Annotated in this window: 14 protein-coding genes; 4 read left to right on the top strand and 10 right to left on the bottom strand. The window is 36.6% G+C overall.

What is annotated here, in order from left to right; genetic code table 11:
- Positions 1-4 precede the first annotated feature (4 nt).
- Positions 5-1,195, bottom strand: coding sequence for an RHS repeat domain-containing protein (locus B9Y84_RS02210; protein ID WP_085515461.1), 1,191 nt, complete (start codon positions 1,193-1,195; stop codon positions 5-7).
- Positions 1,196-1,486: 291 nt separating this feature from the next.
- On the opposite strand from B9Y84_RS02210, the gene B9Y84_RS02205 reads away from it, so the two are divergent.
- On the top strand, positions 1,487-2,893 hold the full coding sequence (locus B9Y84_RS02205; RefSeq protein WP_085515460.1) for an alpha-amylase: 1,407 nt from the start codon (positions 1,487-1,489) through the stop codon (positions 2,891-2,893).
- An 84-nt stretch (positions 2,894-2,977) separates the two neighbouring features.
- Here the strand turns inward: B9Y84_RS02205 and B9Y84_RS02200 are convergent, their stop codons facing one another.
- The 9 genes from B9Y84_RS02200 to B9Y84_RS02160 form a co-directional block, all read right to left on the bottom strand.
- Positions 2,978-3,442 (bottom strand): MarR family winged helix-turn-helix transcriptional regulator, encoded by a 465-nt coding sequence (locus B9Y84_RS02200; protein ID WP_085515459.1) that lies wholly within the window; start codon positions 3,440-3,442, stop codon positions 2,978-2,980.
- A 2-nt stretch (positions 3,443-3,444) separates the two neighbouring features.
- Entirely contained in the window at positions 3,445-3,921 is a 477-nt protein-coding gene (locus tag B9Y84_RS02195) for a glutathione peroxidase (RefSeq protein WP_085515458.1), read from the bottom strand.
- 6 nt (positions 3,922-3,927) lie between these two features.
- Positions 3,928-4,350: a DoxX family protein gene (locus B9Y84_RS02190; RefSeq protein ID WP_085515457.1), complete on the bottom strand. Its 423-nt coding sequence runs from the start codon at positions 4,348-4,350 to the stop codon at positions 3,928-3,930.
- Positions 4,351-4,524: 174 nt separating this feature from the next.
- The gene (locus B9Y84_RS02185) at positions 4,525-7,002 is read right to left on the bottom strand and encodes a DUF5686 and carboxypeptidase-like regulatory domain-containing protein (protein ID WP_085515456.1); all 2,478 of its coding nucleotides are present in this window, start codon (positions 7,000-7,002) and stop codon (positions 4,525-4,527) included.
- 37 nt (positions 7,003-7,039) lie between these two features.
- Positions 7,040-7,663, bottom strand: a complete 624-nt coding sequence (locus tag B9Y84_RS02180; protein ID WP_085515455.1) for a SanA/YdcF family protein — start codon at positions 7,661-7,663, stop codon at positions 7,040-7,042.
- A complete protein-coding gene (locus B9Y84_RS02175) occupies positions 7,663-8,355 on the bottom strand; it encodes a TrmH family RNA methyltransferase (protein ID WP_085515454.1) in 693 nt (230 codons plus the stop codon). Before B9Y84_RS02175 ends, B9Y84_RS02180 begins: the two co-directional genes overlap by 1 nt.
- A 5-nt stretch (positions 8,356-8,360) precedes the next feature.
- Positions 8,361-10,964, bottom strand: a complete 2,604-nt coding sequence (locus B9Y84_RS02170) for a DNA gyrase/topoisomerase IV subunit A (RefSeq protein WP_085515453.1) — start codon at positions 10,962-10,964, stop codon at positions 8,361-8,363.
- 106 nt (positions 10,965-11,070) lie between these two features.
- The gene (locus B9Y84_RS02165; RefSeq protein WP_085515452.1) at positions 11,071-12,930 is read right to left on the bottom strand and encodes a DNA topoisomerase IV subunit B; all 1,860 of its coding nucleotides are present in this window, start codon (positions 12,928-12,930) and stop codon (positions 11,071-11,073) included.
- Between the two features lie 222 nt (positions 12,931-13,152).
- Positions 13,153-13,614, bottom strand: coding sequence for a hypothetical protein (locus B9Y84_RS02160; RefSeq protein ID WP_085515451.1), 462 nt, complete (start codon positions 13,612-13,614; stop codon positions 13,153-13,155).
- Positions 13,615-13,746: 132 nt separating this feature from the next.
- On the opposite strand from B9Y84_RS02160, the gene B9Y84_RS02155 reads away from it, so the two are divergent.
- The 3 genes from B9Y84_RS02155 to B9Y84_RS02145 all read left to right on the top strand — a co-directional run bounded on the left by B9Y84_RS02155 (position 13,747) and on the right by B9Y84_RS02145 (position 17,814).
- Positions 13,747-14,991 (top strand): sterol desaturase family protein, encoded by a 1,245-nt coding sequence (locus tag B9Y84_RS02155; protein ID WP_085515450.1) that lies wholly within the window; start codon positions 13,747-13,749, stop codon positions 14,989-14,991.
- A gap of 84 nt (positions 14,992-15,075) precedes the next feature.
- Positions 15,076-15,453, top strand: coding sequence for a hypothetical protein (locus tag B9Y84_RS02150; RefSeq protein WP_085515449.1), 378 nt, complete (start codon positions 15,076-15,078; stop codon positions 15,451-15,453).
- 39 nt (positions 15,454-15,492) lie between these two features.
- Entirely contained in the window at positions 15,493-17,814 is a 2,322-nt protein-coding gene (locus B9Y84_RS02145; protein WP_085515448.1) for a PAS domain S-box protein, read from the top strand.
- Positions 17,815-17,838 lie beyond the last annotated feature (24 nt).

Genomic DNA, 17,838 nt, shown 5'->3' with positions numbered 1-17,838 from the left:
TAAATTAATACTTAACTGGTTGAGCATTATTAATTTCATTAATTAGGGCATTAAAATCTTTTGTATCTTCTATACCAAAAGATAAATTAATGCTATTTCTATCTGCTTTATCCGTTAAATTATCAGACGCCTTTAGAGGATCTTCATCAGCAATTTTCATAGCCACAAATTCATAGACAACTTCAAAAGCATCTTGATAACTCCAATAGGAGGCCGGAAAAGTGGTTTCACTTAAATTCATTGGCCAATACCTTTCTTGATTACCTAACAAGGTAGTCATCGATTCTACGACAGGATCAAACATAACATCATTTCGAGTATCATTGACAAAATTCGAATTACTTGGGATATCAATATCTAAATCAGCTATAACGTTAACAGTCAAGTTAGACTTCTTTGAAGTCGTTAAAAATCCTAAATCGTGGCCTAAGTGACCTGGAAGAAGCTTTTCTCCTACAACAGTAAAATCAAATTCAACAAATTTCTCAATTTTTCCACTTCCTGAAATATTAATCTCTGTTTGTTTAAATTCCCCAGTAACAGTATTTTTTAGCCAATAACCAGAAACACTAACATTAACTAATTCTATCTTGGTTATAAGAGTCTCATTTGTTTCTTTATTGATTGAAACCTTATAACCCTGCATATTTTCATAATCGTCTTTCAATTTAGCTACTGTTTTAGCCTCCAGCCCATCCAAATCAATTGCTTGAATAGGCGTATTACTAGCAAACTGATAAGGCGTCAGCATAGGGTAACTTTTCATCAACGGATCCACACTCAAAAACTTCGTAATCCTCGGATTATAAATCCTGAAGCCGTAGTCATAGGTAGAGCCGCCACCGCCCATGCCCTCGGGGTCTTTTTCCTTACCGTTAAAGCCGTAGCGGTAACCTTCATTATCGCTTAAGTCCGAAGTTCTACCTTCCATGCCCATTCCAAAAGGATAATAGTCATTCGTGGCAATTAAATTAGGCCAGGCTTTGCTGCTGTACCATTCGCTTTCTGCTTCGTCTGATACGATGTTTACGTTATCAGTAATCACAGCCAACACATTGCCTAAGTGGTTGCTTAGTTCATAGTTTCTATAGCCTAACTTTAGCTGTCCTGGTCGGGCTTTCTCTAACGCAAGACCTAAACGGCTGCTGCCGTACAGATGGTGTTCAATAGCTTCTTCTTCCTTATACACTGCCATTACATTTCCGCTTGCATCACGAATATAGCGGTTGGTGGTGACTTCTCCATCTTTATCGGTGATTTTAGCAATTCCACTACCGCCTGCATCATATCCGTAATAGACTTTTAGGCTGTGACTACATTTTGAAATATTCCATTAATTCAACTGTCTCGGTATAGCCTAAAAATAAATGCAATCTAATTTTTTCGCAATCGAAACCGCAAACGATTTCGGAACTTTTATTTACACAACACTTTTAATACCGATATATATTACTGTAATTAATGCTTCAACCAAATATAATATTTTATGAGACGACTAATTGCACAAAATTTAATTCCTTTATTGCTAATGGCAATAATTGTATCTTGTTCAGATCAAAACGAACTAGAAGAACAGCGAAAACACTCTAGAAAGAAAGCAAGGGATCCATTTTCAACTGTGCACTCAACAGATGAAAATGCAAACCAAAGAAATCCTGGACCTGGTGGCGGTATAATAATGCAAGCATTTTACTGGGATGTGCCTGCAGGAGGTACTTGGTATCAGACTATTGAAAGCAAAATTCCCAGCTGGGATGCCGCAGGTGTAAGCGCCATTTGGCTACCACCTGTATCCAAAGCTATGGATGGTCCTAACTCTATGGGTTATGATCCATTCGACTATTTCGATTTCGGTGACTATGACCAGCAAGGTTCCATAGAAACACGCTTTGGCTCGAGAGCTGAATTAGAAAATCTAATCAATACAGCTCACCAATATGATATTGAAGTCTACGCTGATATTGTCTTGAACCACAATAGTGGTGCTGATTTAGAAGCAAACCCTTATACAGGAACTGATACCTACACTGATTTCAACCCAGCATCTGGAAAATTCTACAGATCTGCTAGTGATTTTCACCCTAATGCGGTAGTGGGAAGTGATGAGGGAGTGTTTGGAGGCTTTCCCGATTTAAGTCATTCGACTACTTATGTACAGGATTGGTTGTGGAATCGAACGGATGGAGTTGGAAAATACTACCGCGATGAACTAGGCTTCGATGGCTGGCGATTTGATTATGTAAAAGGCTTTGGCGGCTGGGTAGTTCGTGAGTGGATGAATAATGTAGGCGGATTCGCTGTAGGCGAGTATTGGGATGGAAATGCGCAGTTGTTGCAAGATTGGGTGAATAGTACTAACAGAACATCATCCGCCTTTGATTTCGCATGCTACTACAGAATGGATGAAGCCTTTGACGGAAATGATTTGACCAAGCTGCAAGGAGATATGCTCTGGAAAAGAGATGCTGCAAAAGCTGTCACTTTCGTCAGCAATCATGATACAGATGAGATCTGGGATAAAATGCATGCCTATGCGTATATCTTTACACATGAAGGTTATCCTACTCTATTCTATCAGGATTATGAAGAATGGTTGGATCAAGATAAATTGGATAACCTGATGTGGATTCACAGAAATCTAGCCACCGGAGGAACTGATATCTTATATGCTGACAATGATGAGTATGTTGCCAGAAGGAATGGCAATCCTGGCATTATAGTATATTTGAATGATTCAAATCAATGGTTAGAAAGGTGGGTTTCTACTAATTGGGGCAATTCTGTTATCAAAGACTATACAGGTAATTCCAGTTGGGAACCAACAACTCAAAATGATCAGTGGGTTAAAATTCAATGCCCTCCAAATAGTTATACTGTTTGGTCTTTAAAATAATAACTTAAGCTATAAAGAAGTCACCGTCCGCAAAGTTGGTGACTTTTTTTATGCCTATCTCCTTCTCTACCAAGTGGGACAACATCACTTAGCCTTATTTACTTTTTCATCAAGTGAGTTGATCAGCTTTTCCAACATGTCTTTAAATATGGTAATTTCAGCTATAGATACACTCTCATCTTGAAAGGAACTAAAAATTTGCTCTGGAATAGATGCTGCTGCTGCTTTTAAATCATCCCCCTTTTTTGTTAGGGCCACTATTACTGTACGTTCATCAATTTCTGCTCGCTTTCTGCTAAGCAAACCCTTAGCTTCTAGTCTTTTTAAAAGAGGCGTCAATGTATTGGACTCTAACATAAGCCTTTGTCCAATTTTATTAACGGTTTGGGAATTATGCTGCCATAAAACTAGCATCACTAAGTATTGGGGATATGTTATATCTAGCTTATCCAGATACGGCCCATATAGTTTAGTAGTTAATCTTGAGGCAGCATAAAGCGGGAAGCATAACTGTTTATCTAAATAAAGCGATGCGAATTTATCATCCATAGTTACAGTAACTGTTTGATATATGACTCCATTTTTTCAGGTTTAGTAGTAGGCGCAAACCTTTTAACAGGTCTACCCTCTTTATCAATAACAAATTTAGTGAAATTCCATTTAATCTTGCTCCCTAAGATCCCGCCCTTGAGATGAGATTTCAAATAGTTAAATACGGGATGCGCATTTTTACCGTTTACCTCGACTTTCTCAAAAATAGGAAAACTAACACCGTAATTCACTTGACAGAACTCTTGTATCTCCTTAGAATCGCCACTTTCTTGATTGGCAAATTGATTACAAGGAAACCCAAGAATCACTAGCCCCTGATCTTTATACTTCTTATATAGATCTTCCAAGCCTTCATATTGAGTTGTTAAACCACACTTACTGGCTGTATTCACCACAATTACTGTCTTATTCTCAAAAACTTTCATTGACAATTTTTCTCCTGTCAAGAGATTTGCTTCGTATTTGTAAAAACTCATATTACTCTACTTTTTAACTTTTGACAAAAAATACTTCCATCCACCAGTCGACCATAAGGCCCAAAGAATTAAAACAGGTTGAAAAAATAGGCGAATCAGCCTTTTCCGATCTGTATCAAGACCAAAAGCATCGATTTCATTTACATATTGTGATATATTTCCAGGAAAAATCAAGATGTAAAATACAGCCAACGCTAATCCTACTTTTGCTTGATGTTTCACTAAAATGATCATTAATAACCCAAGCGTGATTTCTACTATCCCAGATGATAGCACCACAAAATCCATAAATGCAGGGTCTGTTGGTAACCATCTAGGAACCTGAGCTAGAAACTCTTCCCTTTGGAAAGTAAGGTGTCCAATACCCGCAACGGTCATAAAGAGCCCTAATAGAACTCTAAGCGCATTTTTAATGTAATATGTTTTCATGTTTGTTCAATTTAAATCTTAATCGTTTTAATCGTGCACGATTAAAATATAGCAATAATTTTCTATCTGTGAAATCAATAAAGAGATTTATCTTGATTTACGAACTGAAGACAAACTTTTAAAAGGTGCTAAATTGAGTCCTTAAAATACAGCTAACTATCAACTCGAAGAGGTTTACAAAATCAATTGAAAATTAAACTTCACCCCAAACTTTGAGATACTGGGATTATCTAGATAGGTCAGTCTATGGTAGAAATCAACTCGTAGCACTTTGAAGATATTCTCTACCCCATACCCAAATTCTACATAAGGTTTGTCCTCTAGGGTATAAAAACCATCTGTCGAGTTATACTCCTCTCCAGCAAGTGATTTATTGGCATCAGACATACCTCCGTAGATCACATTTGCTATACCCACTAGTCTCCAATTCAACTTTTTCATGAGTGGAATATGGTTGAGAATCATGCCCTCAAAGTAATGTGTGTACTTTACCGATACATAACTATCACTTACAAACTCATAGAAATTCATTAAATTAAAAGAAGCATTGGAAAAGAAGATTCCCTGATTCCCAGTATGCACTTTCAGCATCGGATACGGAACTTCCGAAAACATCCTTCCAGCCTCTAAGTCCATTTTCCCGATTCCTATCCCGTTGTAAGGTATAAAGTGGGTTATATTAGCTGTTAATTGATGATAATCTAAATCACCCCAGAGTACATCCTTCAAGCCTAACTCATAATCTAAACTAAAAACAGGCCATGAATTACGTCCTACCACTAATTTCCGATTTCCGTCAATCAAAAACTTCTCCCCCTTTGCATAGCGAATTCCTAATTTTATGGCGGTCGTATTAAAGCTGTTTCTTAAATCGCCTGTATCCTGCTCGTTTGGAATATAGTTGAATGGGAAATCGGGTTCGAAATGCTCTGTTTTCACTCCTGCCTTCACAGAAAGCCCACCTCTTATGTCACTACTAAAGCTTAATTTATTTGTTTCACTGTAATAAGGCTTTATTAAGGTTCCGAACCTTGAGGAGGCATAGAAAAAAGGGTTGTCCTCTGGACTTACATCTTTTAAGCCGAGTTGATTCAATTCATAGCCGTGAACTAGTTCGATTGTTTGCCAAGGAGCACGTGATAAAATATATTTGATATTTGCATTATATTTGAATTTTTGATCTTCCGTACCATATGCCAAATGACCACCAAATTGCCACTTGCTGCTCAAGCGTTCATTTGTTCTTCCCCCAAGCTGAAATCGATGTCCTTCTACATCATTAAAAGTATAGATATTTGGATAGGGCCCAATATCAAACTTTCCTAATTCAAAATAGCCAGTGATCGCAAAATATAGTAGATCTTCGTAAGCTCGAACAGCCCCAATATCTCTTATATCATCAATCATTGTAGCAATCTGTTGATTACTTTCATTTAAGGGTTGATGCCTCTTTTCTACCCAAAAATTATCATTACTTGGTTTAGGTAATACTTTTACTGGTATATCATAAAAAGCAATTGGCATCGGACGATCAAAAACAAAGTCTGAATAAGAGAGATTAAAAACAGCATACATGCCCGGATATACTCCTAAAATAGGATCCACATCTAACTTCACATCAACTTTTTCAGGCAGCAGTACATTTCGTTCAGGGAAGTACTTCATTTCCTGAAAGATTTGAAGCCCTGACAAATAATTGATATTCGTATTTTCGGTAATATTCGCGCTTATATTCTTTAGGGCCCAGCTATTTTTCTCAATAAGCATCGTTCCGATAAAGGCTAAATTCTGCTTATTCTTCGGTTCAAACTCAATTTGATAATGAATTTGATCAGCTACTTTGAATGAATCAGTAAGCTCATATTCATAATACATTTTCCAGGAATCAGCTAAAGGTGAAACAAATTGCTTTCCGAACAAATCCATCCAATTATCATAAAAATTATACTCTTGAAATGCTGAACCGACAAATTGTTGCGCAATAGAATTGTCATCTACCATGATCCCTTTGATATTGCTGTTAATCACTTCTTCTTTACTGTGCTTGGGATTAGTATTGTTATAGACATTTGATATACTTTCGGAGAAGAAAACAGGAATCATTTTTTGCCCTTTCTTATTTCTTAGGGGCTGAACGCTGTCCACAGCGGCAACAATTTTTTGTATGATCTTTCGCTCCTCCAACCCCTTATTCATCTTATCAATATATCCCTCAATTTTGTTATAGCTTTCCACTTTATAATAATCAATGTTCCGTGGATCGTACTCTTCTTTCTTAGCGATTACTTTTCTCATTACTCTGAAGGCCGGATTCTCTCCCGGTCGAACAATTACTTCATTTAAAGTCATCACATCTTGACCCAATGAAACATCCACTTCATTAATCCCTCCTCTTTTTAGAGGTATTCTTTCGGTCACGTAACCAATATAACTTACTACTAAAGTATCAAGTGAAGCACTTGATGTCAGTTCATAAAAACCTTTTATATCAGTGGTAATTCCATTTTGAGTGCCTGAAAAATACACATTTACAAATGGGAGCACCTCTCCCGTTTTAGCATCGGTAACAGTACCGAAAACCTCTGTTTGAGCTCTAGCAGCCAGGGTGGTAAAAATTAATAGAACTATGAAATAGTGCTTAAATTGGTTCATAAATGTGGTTCAAAAAAAATTGGTCGAAAAGGTTAATTCAAAGCTGCGTAATCCCCATAAGTTTATTAGGTAAATATAAGTCAAGCAACGCTTTCGGACGGGCAAAAAATTCCCTTATGGTCACTTTCGTTGAAGAATAAACAGGTACTTCCTCTGCAGGAAAAGCTATTGCATCCATATCATAGTGCCTACTAATATATAAGGCTCTATAAGCATGAAATTGCTGGGTGATAATCGTGACATCTTCATGTTTAAAAAGTTCTTTGCAGCGGTAAACGCTTTCTATAGTGCTAAGGCCAGCAGTATCAATTGAAATAGCACTTTCTGGTACACCTTTCAACATTAATGCCTTCTTCATATCGCTAGGCTCGTCATAATAGCGAGTTCTATTATCCCCACTAAGAAGTAAGCCTTTCACTTTTCCTTTATGAAACAGCTTAGCAGCTGCTTCCATCCTATTATCAAAGAAACTATTCGCTTCACCTTTGACATTCCGCTTACTAGTCCCTAAAACCAAGGCTATTTCTTTTTCCGGGATGGAGTCAATATTTGCATAAATGTAGTCACTGGTTTGCGAAATGATGAATACATTGGAAAAAAGAGCAAATACGATCGCTGCTATTACTACAAATAAGCCAAGGCGAATGAAGAACTTAATCATTATGTTTTTTCTGGTTCAAATGCCTTAACGAAAAATTTCTCGTAATCGTCAGGTCTAGCCATACATTTTTTATACCAGCGCAAGCGATAATCGGCTTTAGTGTGCTGATCAAATTGCCATTTATCCACTGATTGTCTTAATCTGCTAATCAAACTATAGAATGTTATTCCTGACGCGACTGAAACATTATAACTTTCGGTAAATCCATGCATCGGTAAGCGTATAAAATCATCTGCCATAGCTTTAGCTTCATCACTTATTCCATCTCGCTCATTGCCCATGACAACAGCAATCGGCTGATCTAAGGATAAATCTTTAGGTTCGCAAGCCTCCTCATTTGGACTAGTTACCACAATTTTGTATCCTTTTGACTTCAAATCTTGGAGGACATCGGCAGTAGGAGTTTTGCTTTCAGGATATTGATGAACATCGACCCATTTTATAGCTCCCCTGCTAACTCCTCTACCGAGCTTGAATACGTTTTCATTTTCAATGATGTGATAATGCTGAATTCCTAAGCATTCCCCAGAGCGGATGATCGCATTGGCATTATGAGGATCTCGAATATCTTCGAGCACAACTCTAATAAAATCCGTCCGATTATCTAAAACAGTTTCAATAAACTGCTTTCTTTCATCAGAGAGAAAATCACCAAATTTTTGCGTTAGAAAATCAACTAAATCTGCTTCCATGTATTTTAGAATAAACCCAATTGCTCTTTATCGTCATCAACCTCAAAGTCTACAGAATCACCTGATTTATATTCCTTCTCTTTCTCCTCCTTTTTACTTTCTAATAATTTTACCTTGGTGACATCATACTGAGAAAGCTTGTTCCCTATTGCTTTCCAACCCTTGACATCTATCAACATATCAAAATCATAAGTTGCCGATTCCTTTTCTCGGTCTTTCCCCTTACGGAATTCTATCTCCAATTGAGGATCTTTGTCGGTGCTCACCACCGTTAAAGTTGATTTTTTATGCTCTGAGATGAATAGAAAAGGTTTATTCAGCGTTCTCGTTTCGATTTGGAAACGTTTTACAAAATAATTTTTGGATGCACCGTCAAAGTACACGCTTGAGATCACACTATTTGGATCAAATTTCTGAATTAGCTGTACTTTTTCTCCTTCAAATCGGTTGGTCAATTCATAGTTACGCAATTCATAAGAACCCTCTTTGTAAACAACTAAAATAGTATCATCACCATGAAAAGAGCCGATCAATTTACCTCTCTCGTCTGTATTCAACTTTCCAACAGACTGGTCATAATATATCTTCAGGCCTCCAAAACTACTTTCGCCTAGCAATTTAAACTCTACTTTCTTTACAGGGTATTTGGTTAAAATATTCCCTCCTGCTCCTCTACCTTTGATTTCCAATTCAGCAAAGTCGAAATCGAATACTTTGACTCTTGCCCTGCATGAATTTGATAATTTTACATTAATAACTTCTGACTCCCCATTCGGACGAGCTTCCAAATACAATACTTTGGATCCTTTAGCTCCTTTGGTCAGGTCATAATCCCTATCTCTGGTGACTGACAAGACTTGAAATCTTTTCACCATTGTTCGCCCAGATTTCCCATCAAGATAAGCAGCATTGTATACTCTTCTCTCATCATTTTTACGGAAAATATCAACATGAATAATATCCTTTCCTACAAAAACTTTCTCATCAATTCGCACGACTTTATAAGTCCCATCTCGCTTAAAAGCGATCACGTCATCTAAATCGGAGCAGTCAGACACGAATTCGTCTTTCTTCATCCCATACCCAATAAACCCTTCTTGTCTGTTTACATACAATTTTTGATTATTCGCAGCCACAGTGTGTGCTTGAATATTATCGAAGCTTTTGATTTCAGTCTTACGCTCTCTTCCTTTACCGTATTTCTCTAGTAGACCTTTGTAATAATCGATGGCATATTCGGTCAGGTTCTTTAAGTGATGCTCAACCTGAGCCAACTCATCTTCCAGCTTACGCATCAATTCATCTGCCTTGAACTTATCAAATTTAGAAATTCTCTTGATTTTGATTTCCGTTAAGCGGATAATGTCATCCTGCGTAATTTCTCTGTAGAATTGCGGTTTGAATGGCTCTAAGCCCTTGTCAATTGTTTCTAAAACTGCTTCCCAAGTTTCACATTCTTCTATGTTGCGGTATATTCTGTTTTCAATAAATATTTTTTCCAAAGAGGAGAATAAGATTTTCTCCATTAACTCCCCTTTACGGATTTCCAATTCACGCTCTAAAAGCTGAACGGTATCCTCAACATTCTTATCTAAAATTTCATTTACAGGTAAGAAAATCGGTTTGTCCTCAATAATTACACAAGCATTGGGAGAAATGGACACTTCACAATCTGTAAAGGCATACAATGCATCTATCGTGATATCAGGAGATTGCCCTGCTGCCAATTGCACTTCAATTTCAACATCTTTCGCGGTATTGTCGACCACTTTCTTTACTTTGATTTTCCCTTTATCATTCGCTTTAATGATGGATTCTATCAAGCCTGTTGTGGTGGTACCAAAGGGAATATTCTTGATTAAAAGGGTACGCTTCTCGCCTTCTTCAATTTTTGCTCTTACCCTTATTTTGCCACCTCTTAAGCCTTGATTATAGTCAGAAAAATCTGCCATTCCTCCTGTCGGAAAGTCAGGATAGATTTCTACCTTTTTCTTCTTTAATACATTGATACATGCTTGAATCAATTCACAAAAGTTATGCGGAAGAATTTTAGTGGAAAGGCCTACTGCAATTCCTTCAACCCCTTGCGCTAGTAGCAATGGAAATTTTACAGGTAATGTAACGGGTTCCTTTTTACGGCCATCATAAGATAATTGCCACTCAGTGGTTTGCGGATTAAAAACTACATCCAAAGCAAATTTGGAAAGTCTGGCTTCAATATAACGAGGTGCGGCTGAACTATCGCCTGTCCTGATGTCCCCCCAATTCCCTTGCGTTTCAATGAGGATATCTTTTTGGCCCATATTCACCATGGCATCTCCAATAGAAGCATCACCATGTGGGTGATATTGCATCGTCTGGCCAATAATGTTAGCAACCTTATTAAAGCGACCATCATCCATTTCCTTCATGGCGTGCATGATACGTCTCTGAACAGGCTTAAATCCGTCCTCGTTTGCAGGTACCGCCCGCTCAAGGATTACGTAAGAAGCATAATCCAAAAACCAGTTTTCGTACATACCAGATACCGCAATCACGTTATGTAATTTATCCTTATCCTCTCCGTTTTGGTTGTTTTTTGGTTCGCTATTTTCGTTATTTTCTTCCATTTGAATTAATCAAAGACGATATTTTGATGATTTTTTACTCAAATACACACCGATTCACTGTATTGCAATTACAATAATTCAGCTCCTGTAAGTATCCTAAAATAAGTTAAGATTCAGCCAATTCTTCTTCCAAATCCTTCTCAACTCTTAATTTGTCAATAATAAACTGTTGTCTTTCCATGGTATTAGTCCCCATATAGAACGTCAAGAGATCCTTTATTTTTGTTTGATTATTTAAAATAATTGGATCCAGTTTGATATTTTCATTGATGAATTCTCCAAATTCCTCAGGTGAAATTTCACCTAAACCTTTAAATCGGGTGATTTCCGCTGCTTTCCCAATCTTTTCAATAGCTCTTCTTCTTTCTTCATCCGAATAGCAATAGATAGTTTCCTTTTTATTTCGCACCCTAAACAAAGGGGTATCCAAAATATACAGGTGCCCGTCTCGAACTAAATCAGGAAAGAATTGCAGAAAGAAGGTCATTAAAAGTAATCGAATATGCATTCCGTCTACATCAGCATCCGTGGCAATAATTACTTTTCGGTAACGAAGCCCTTCAAGACCTTCCTCAATGTTCAAGGCATGCTGCAAAAGATTGAATTCCTCATTTTCATACACCAATTTCTTGGTTTTACCATAGCAATTCAACGGTTTACCCCTTAAACTAAACACAGCTTGCGTCTGCACGTCACGAGATTTGGTGATAGAACCTGAGGCGGAGTCTCCCTCTGTGATGAAAATCATAGTATCATCCTTTCTATCATGCTTAGGATCGTCATAATGCACACGGCAATCTCTTAATTTCTTATTATGAAGATTAGCTTTCTTGGCTCTTTCGTTAGCTAATTTCTTAATACCTGCCATATCCTTGCGTTCTCGCTCCGACTGCATTATTCTTTTTTGAATCGCCTCAGCAGTTTGAGGGTTTCTATGCAGAAAATCATCCAATGCTTTCTTTACAAAATCACTGATGAATGTTCGCATGGTGGGGCCATCAGGAGCCACATTTTGAGACCCTAACTTTGTTTTCGTTTGGGATTCAAAAACAGGTTCTTGTACCCGCACTGAAATTGCTGCAACTATGGCCTGCCTGATATCGGAAGGATCATAATTTTTACCGTAAAAATCACGAACAGTTTTTACGATAGCCTCTTTGAAAGCCACTAGGTGTGTACCCCCCTGAGTGGTATTTTGACCATTTACGAAAGAATAATATTCTTCACCGTACTGATTCGCGTGAGTCATGGCCATTTCAATATCTTCACCCTTCAAATGAACGATTGGGTAGCGATTGGTTTCTTCATCAGTTTTACGATCCAACAGATCTTTCAATCCATTAGCAGAATGGAATTTCTCACCATTAAAATTGATGGTCAAACCAGCATTAAGAAATGCATAATTCCACATTTGCTCTTCCAAAAATCCAGGAATGTAATGATAGTTTTTAAAAACCGTTTCATCGGGCTCAAAAGCTATCAAAGTACCATTTCTACCGCTTGAAGAGGCTACTTTCGAATCATTGCTAATTACCCCTTTTTGAAATTCTGCAACTTTTGTTTGTCCATCTCGAAACGCTTGAACTTTAAAATAATTAGAAAGGGCATTGACTGCTTTTGTACCTACTCCATTTAATCCAACAGACTTTTGGAAAGCTCCAGTATCATATTTTCCACCTGTGTTGATCTTAGAGACACAATCCACTACTTTGCCAAGCGGGATTCCTCTCCCATAGTCTCTCACCTCTACTCTTTGATCGGTGATTTTAATTTCTATTGTTTTACCAAACCCCATCATGTGCTCATCAATGGAGTTATCAATCACTTCCTTTACTAATACATATATTCCATCATCTGGAGAAGAACCATCTCCTAATTTACCGATATACATACCAGGACGCATACGAATATGCTCCCGCCAATCCAGTGATTTTATACTATCCTCATCATATTGAAATTCCGCCATAGTGTTTGTTGGATTGAAAGTTTTAGCTACTCAAATTTTAAAATTACAAAGCTTTTTCTAATTGTAAAGCTTTTTAGGAATCCCTCTATTCTATTTCAGGCATAGAAAGACATCAAAAGAGATGAAGTCTTACATCAAGCAGAGCCAATAAAATATTTGAATATGAGTTGATTAAAGCCATAGAATTAAGGCCTCAATCTCCAAGAAAAAAAAAGTAAAAATTTATTTATTTCTTCTCAGAATAAATGGGAGCCAAAGGACCCAAAAAAAGATAACTAATATACTAACAATAACGAGTGGTAAATAGCCACTCTGAGTCATACCTTCCTCATTATTAACAAAAATAAAAACCGTTAAGAGGCTGGCAAAAAACAGATTGAAAGTACCTGCCAAACTTCTAGCCCAAGAAGCTAAAGTGTTTTTTACTTTTTCATTCTTAAAATAAAATTTAGGACCAATGGGTTGACTTTTGATCACTACAGCAAGAGCAACACAGATAAGTACAATTACAATAGGAATAATCAAACCAGTGTAAAATAACGTATTATTACTAAATTGAATCTGATTATCTAACAGCTTGATTTTCACAACTGATAACTCTGCAAAATAGGCATAAGTGTAAAACAAAACAGCTATGTAAGCTATACTCGTACCAATCAAAAAAGCTCTTGAGATTCTGTCCATAATTTTTATTTACACGCAAAATTAAATTTATTCATGAGTATTTCAGCATTTTTTCAAGGAAGTTTTTATTCAAAATGTTATATTTCGAAACGAACGGATGATTCGTCTTGTTTATAGCTTAAATAGTTACAAATGGATTTTAACCCTATAATTTTATCAATTCCTATTTATTTCGCTCTGATCGGAATTGAATTGCTTATTCAAGCAGTAAAAAGATATAGAATTTACAGATTGAACGATGCTATCACTAATATAAGTTGCGGAATTACACAGCAAGTAACCGGAATTTTTTTTAAAATACTAAGCGTAGCAGCTTATCAATGGGTATTTGAAAATTTTGCATTATTTTCCATCACTCCTACTTGGTACAATCTTATAATACTTTTCGTCTTAGCAGATTTTTTCTATTACTGGGCTCATAGAAAAAGTCATGAGATTAATCTATTTTGGGGTGGGCATGTTGTGCACCATCAAAGTGAGGATTATAACTTCTCTGTTGCTTTAAGGCAAGGGTCTTTTCAGATTATTTGGACTTTCTTCTTCTATTTTCCTTTAGCTTTCATTGGCTTTGATACGTTAAGCTTTGTTCTGATGTCTGGCTTGGTAACAGTTTATCAGTTTTGGATTCACACTGAAACGATTGGAAAGTTAGGCCCGATTGAATGGTTCTTCAATACGCCTTCCCATCATCGGGTGCATCACGGGAGAAACCCTAAATATATAGATAAAAATCATGCTGGGGTATTTATCATATGGGATAAAATGTTTGGCACCTTTCAAGAGGAAGAAGAAAGACCTACTTATGGAATTACAAAACAAACTGCCAGCTGGAATCCTGTTTGGGTAAATTTTCAGCACTACATTGAAATGGGACAAGGCATTAAACTCATGAAAGGTTTTAAAAATAAACTAAAGTATATTTTCTACCGTCCTGGTTGGCAACCTAAAGAAATGGGGGGACAATTACCTATACCAGAAATCGATCCTAAAAATGACCGAAAATACGATAAGCAAACATCAGGCGCATTCAGTCTATACGTTTTGATTCAATACATTATAATCCTTGCCGGAACCGCTCTATTTCTTTTTAATGCTGATAATTTTAATATCTGGCAACAAGCTCTAGCTGTTTCTTTGATTATTTTAGGAGTTACAGGGGCCGGTGTCATATTGGAAGAAAAGAAGTACTCTTTTGGATTAGAGATATTTAGAGTCCTACTTACTCCAGTTGTCGTAGTCTTCGTTCTGATTCCGAATGTTGGATCTCTAGTTACAGCAGCAGTTTTAGCTTATGGAGTCATTTCATTTACTGCACTGATTTTTATCAAAAAATCTTTTTCGACCGTAGCTCAAGCTTCTTCAAAAACAATTTCTTGAACTGGTCATAAAGCTGTAATAATCAATGATTAAATCAAATCTGAATCGATTTATAGGAAACCCCAAAAGCATAAACATATAAGTATGAAAACAACCCAACTGATACCCTTTATAATTTTTCTAATTTGTTTTAGCTGTGGAGAAGTTCCTCAATTGGAAAATATAGACTTGAAGAAATGGAAAGAGGATAAAAATGCCTGCAATGAATATCGAATTGGCGTAGTGGATGATTTATTAAGTCAGAAGGATAAATTAAGAGGATTATCGCAAAATGAAATGATCAATCTTTTAGGTACTGCAGATAAGCATCAATTATATGAAAGAAGTCAGAAATTCTTCATCTATTATGTAGAGCCGAACGAAAATTGCACACAATATACAGAAGGTTATATAAAAGCTTTATATATTCGCTTCAATTCGCTAGATCAAGCAGTCGATTTCAATATTCAAAAAGTACAATAGAGAACTAATATTTTTTTAACGCTATACCATTAATCTATCATGGCAAACTGGAGAAGAAACCTTTGTGATTGGAAAATTAGAAATTTGGCCTATTCTATGGGCGTGGGAATATTTCTGCTTGCAATTGCGATCTATCTGGTCATTATGAACACTGGTATTAATCAACAAAGTTTACTAAGATCAAAAAGCATCGGTAGTTTAGACAATATTAGCTCTCCTCTAGCACCCCAATATATAAGTGAAAATAAAGAAAACATCGGTTCCAACATTAGAGCAGTGGAAAGAATTCTCTTTGCATACACCAAAGGGGGTCAATTAGGTGAAGAAACTATAGAAGTTGAAGTCAATCATAAGTTGAAAGCAGAAATTGAAGATTTAATGGTCTATTGGACTCCATTAAAAGAAGAGCTTTACAACATACAAGATGGTGAAAAGACCATTCAGGAAGCAAAACAAAGCCTGGAGAAAAAATACAATGCATTTGTTGCAAAGCATGCCAAAATAAAGACATTGATAGATCGTATAAATGAAGAAGAACAAGAGGCTCAATCCCTGTATATGATTCTCCTCTACCTTTATATTTTTTTACTAAGTTCTTTTATTTACTGTATTGTAAAATATTTAATTCTTAACCCGATCTACAAAATCTCACTTTCAGCTAGAGAATTGTCAAAAGGAAATTTAACAGAAAAAATTGACTATAATAGCAAAAATGAGTTGGGTTATATTGCTCAAAATATTAACTCAATGGCCGAGATTTTAGAGAATGCTACGGATTTCACCACGAAAATTGGTGAAGGTCAATTAGACGCTGATTATAAAGGATTGGAAAAAGATCATGATAATTCTTTAGCATCCTCCCTACTCCAAATGCGTGCTAAGATGCAAGATTCTGCAAAAGCCGATAAAGAGCGCAGTTGGGTAAATGAAGGTTTAGCAAAATTTGCAGATATTCTGAGAAACAATAATGACAATATTGAGGAATTATCCTATCAGATTGTTTCCAATTTAGTGAAATTCATGGATGCCAACCAAGGGGCATTGTTTGTTTTGACTGAGCCGGAAGATGAAGATGAAGAAGCTAAGATTATATTAGAATCGGCCTATGCCTACGAACGTAGAAAAAGATTGAAAAAGGAAATTGCCGTAGGGGAAGGTTTAGTAGGACAAGCAGTGCAAGAAGGTGATCGGATTTACCTCACTGAAGTCCCTGAAGATTACGTAGAAATCAAGTCTGGCTTGGGAGAAACTCTTCCTAGGTGCGTTTTAATTGTTCCTTTGAAAATTAATGAAGAAATCAAGGGAGTGGTTGAAATTGCCTCAATTCAAGACATAGCTGAATATAAAATTGAGTTTGTAGAGAAATTAGGAGAGAATATTGCTTCTACTATTGCCAGTGCCAAAACCAATGAACGAACCAAGAAACTCTTAAGTGAATCACAGGAAATGACTGAGCAGATGCGTTCTCAGGAAGAAGAAATGCGTCAAAATATGGAGGAAATGGAGGCTACCCAAGAAGAAATGGGACGAGCTCAAACGGAGATGGCAGAAAAAGAAGCCAACCTCAATGCCTTAATTAATAATACAACAGATTCTATAATTTTGATTAACACCGATTACAAAATTATTTTGATGAATGATGTTATTAAAAATCGATATAAGGGCACTCAGTACGAAAAAATGAAGGAAGGCAGCAATGCGTTAGATATGCTTGGAGATGTCAGAGATGAATGGAAAGGATATTATGATCGCGTATTTAGAGGAGAGATTCTTTCGTTTACTATCAAAAGTAGCGTAAAAGGTGAAGATACGTATCGTCATTACGACATTCATCCGATCAAACAAAAAGATGGTGCCATATCAGGGGCATCCGTCTTCTCTAGAGATATCACCAAAGAAAAGCAGCTGGAATTGCAAAGAGAGGAGAATGCCGAAAAGCTGGCACAAAGAGGGTTTGTGCTGAACGGTATGATTAATAATACGGAAGACACTTATTTTGCTATTAATACTGACTATGAAATTTTAGTAGTAAATGATGTCCTGAAAAATCGATTTAAACAATCCGGAATCGAACTGAAACCAGGGTTAAGTATATTAACAATCTTACCGAAGGACCAATTAGAAAAATGGAAAGCACGATATGACAGGGCTTTAGCTGGAGAAAAACTACGAATAGAGGAAGTTAGGGAGCTTCAGACTGGTAATTTATCAATTGAAACTCGGTGCGAACCTATTACAAATGATAAAGGTGAAGTTATCGGAGTTTCTACAGTCTCAAAAGATATTACTGAACTCAAAAAAGCTCAAGAAGATAAAGAAAAACTTCAAAAGGAATTAGATAAACTAAAAGGCAAAAAATAACAAACCCTTTTATTGAATATTCAA

Source organism: Marivirga sericea (assembly GCF_900177665.1).
In the GTDB taxonomy this organism is placed as follows: domain Bacteria; phylum Bacteroidota; class Bacteroidia; order Cytophagales; family Cyclobacteriaceae; genus Marivirga; species Marivirga sericea.
The sequence above is the reverse complement of the archived record's forward strand: the minus strand, read 5'-3'. Positions and strand labels throughout refer to the sequence as shown.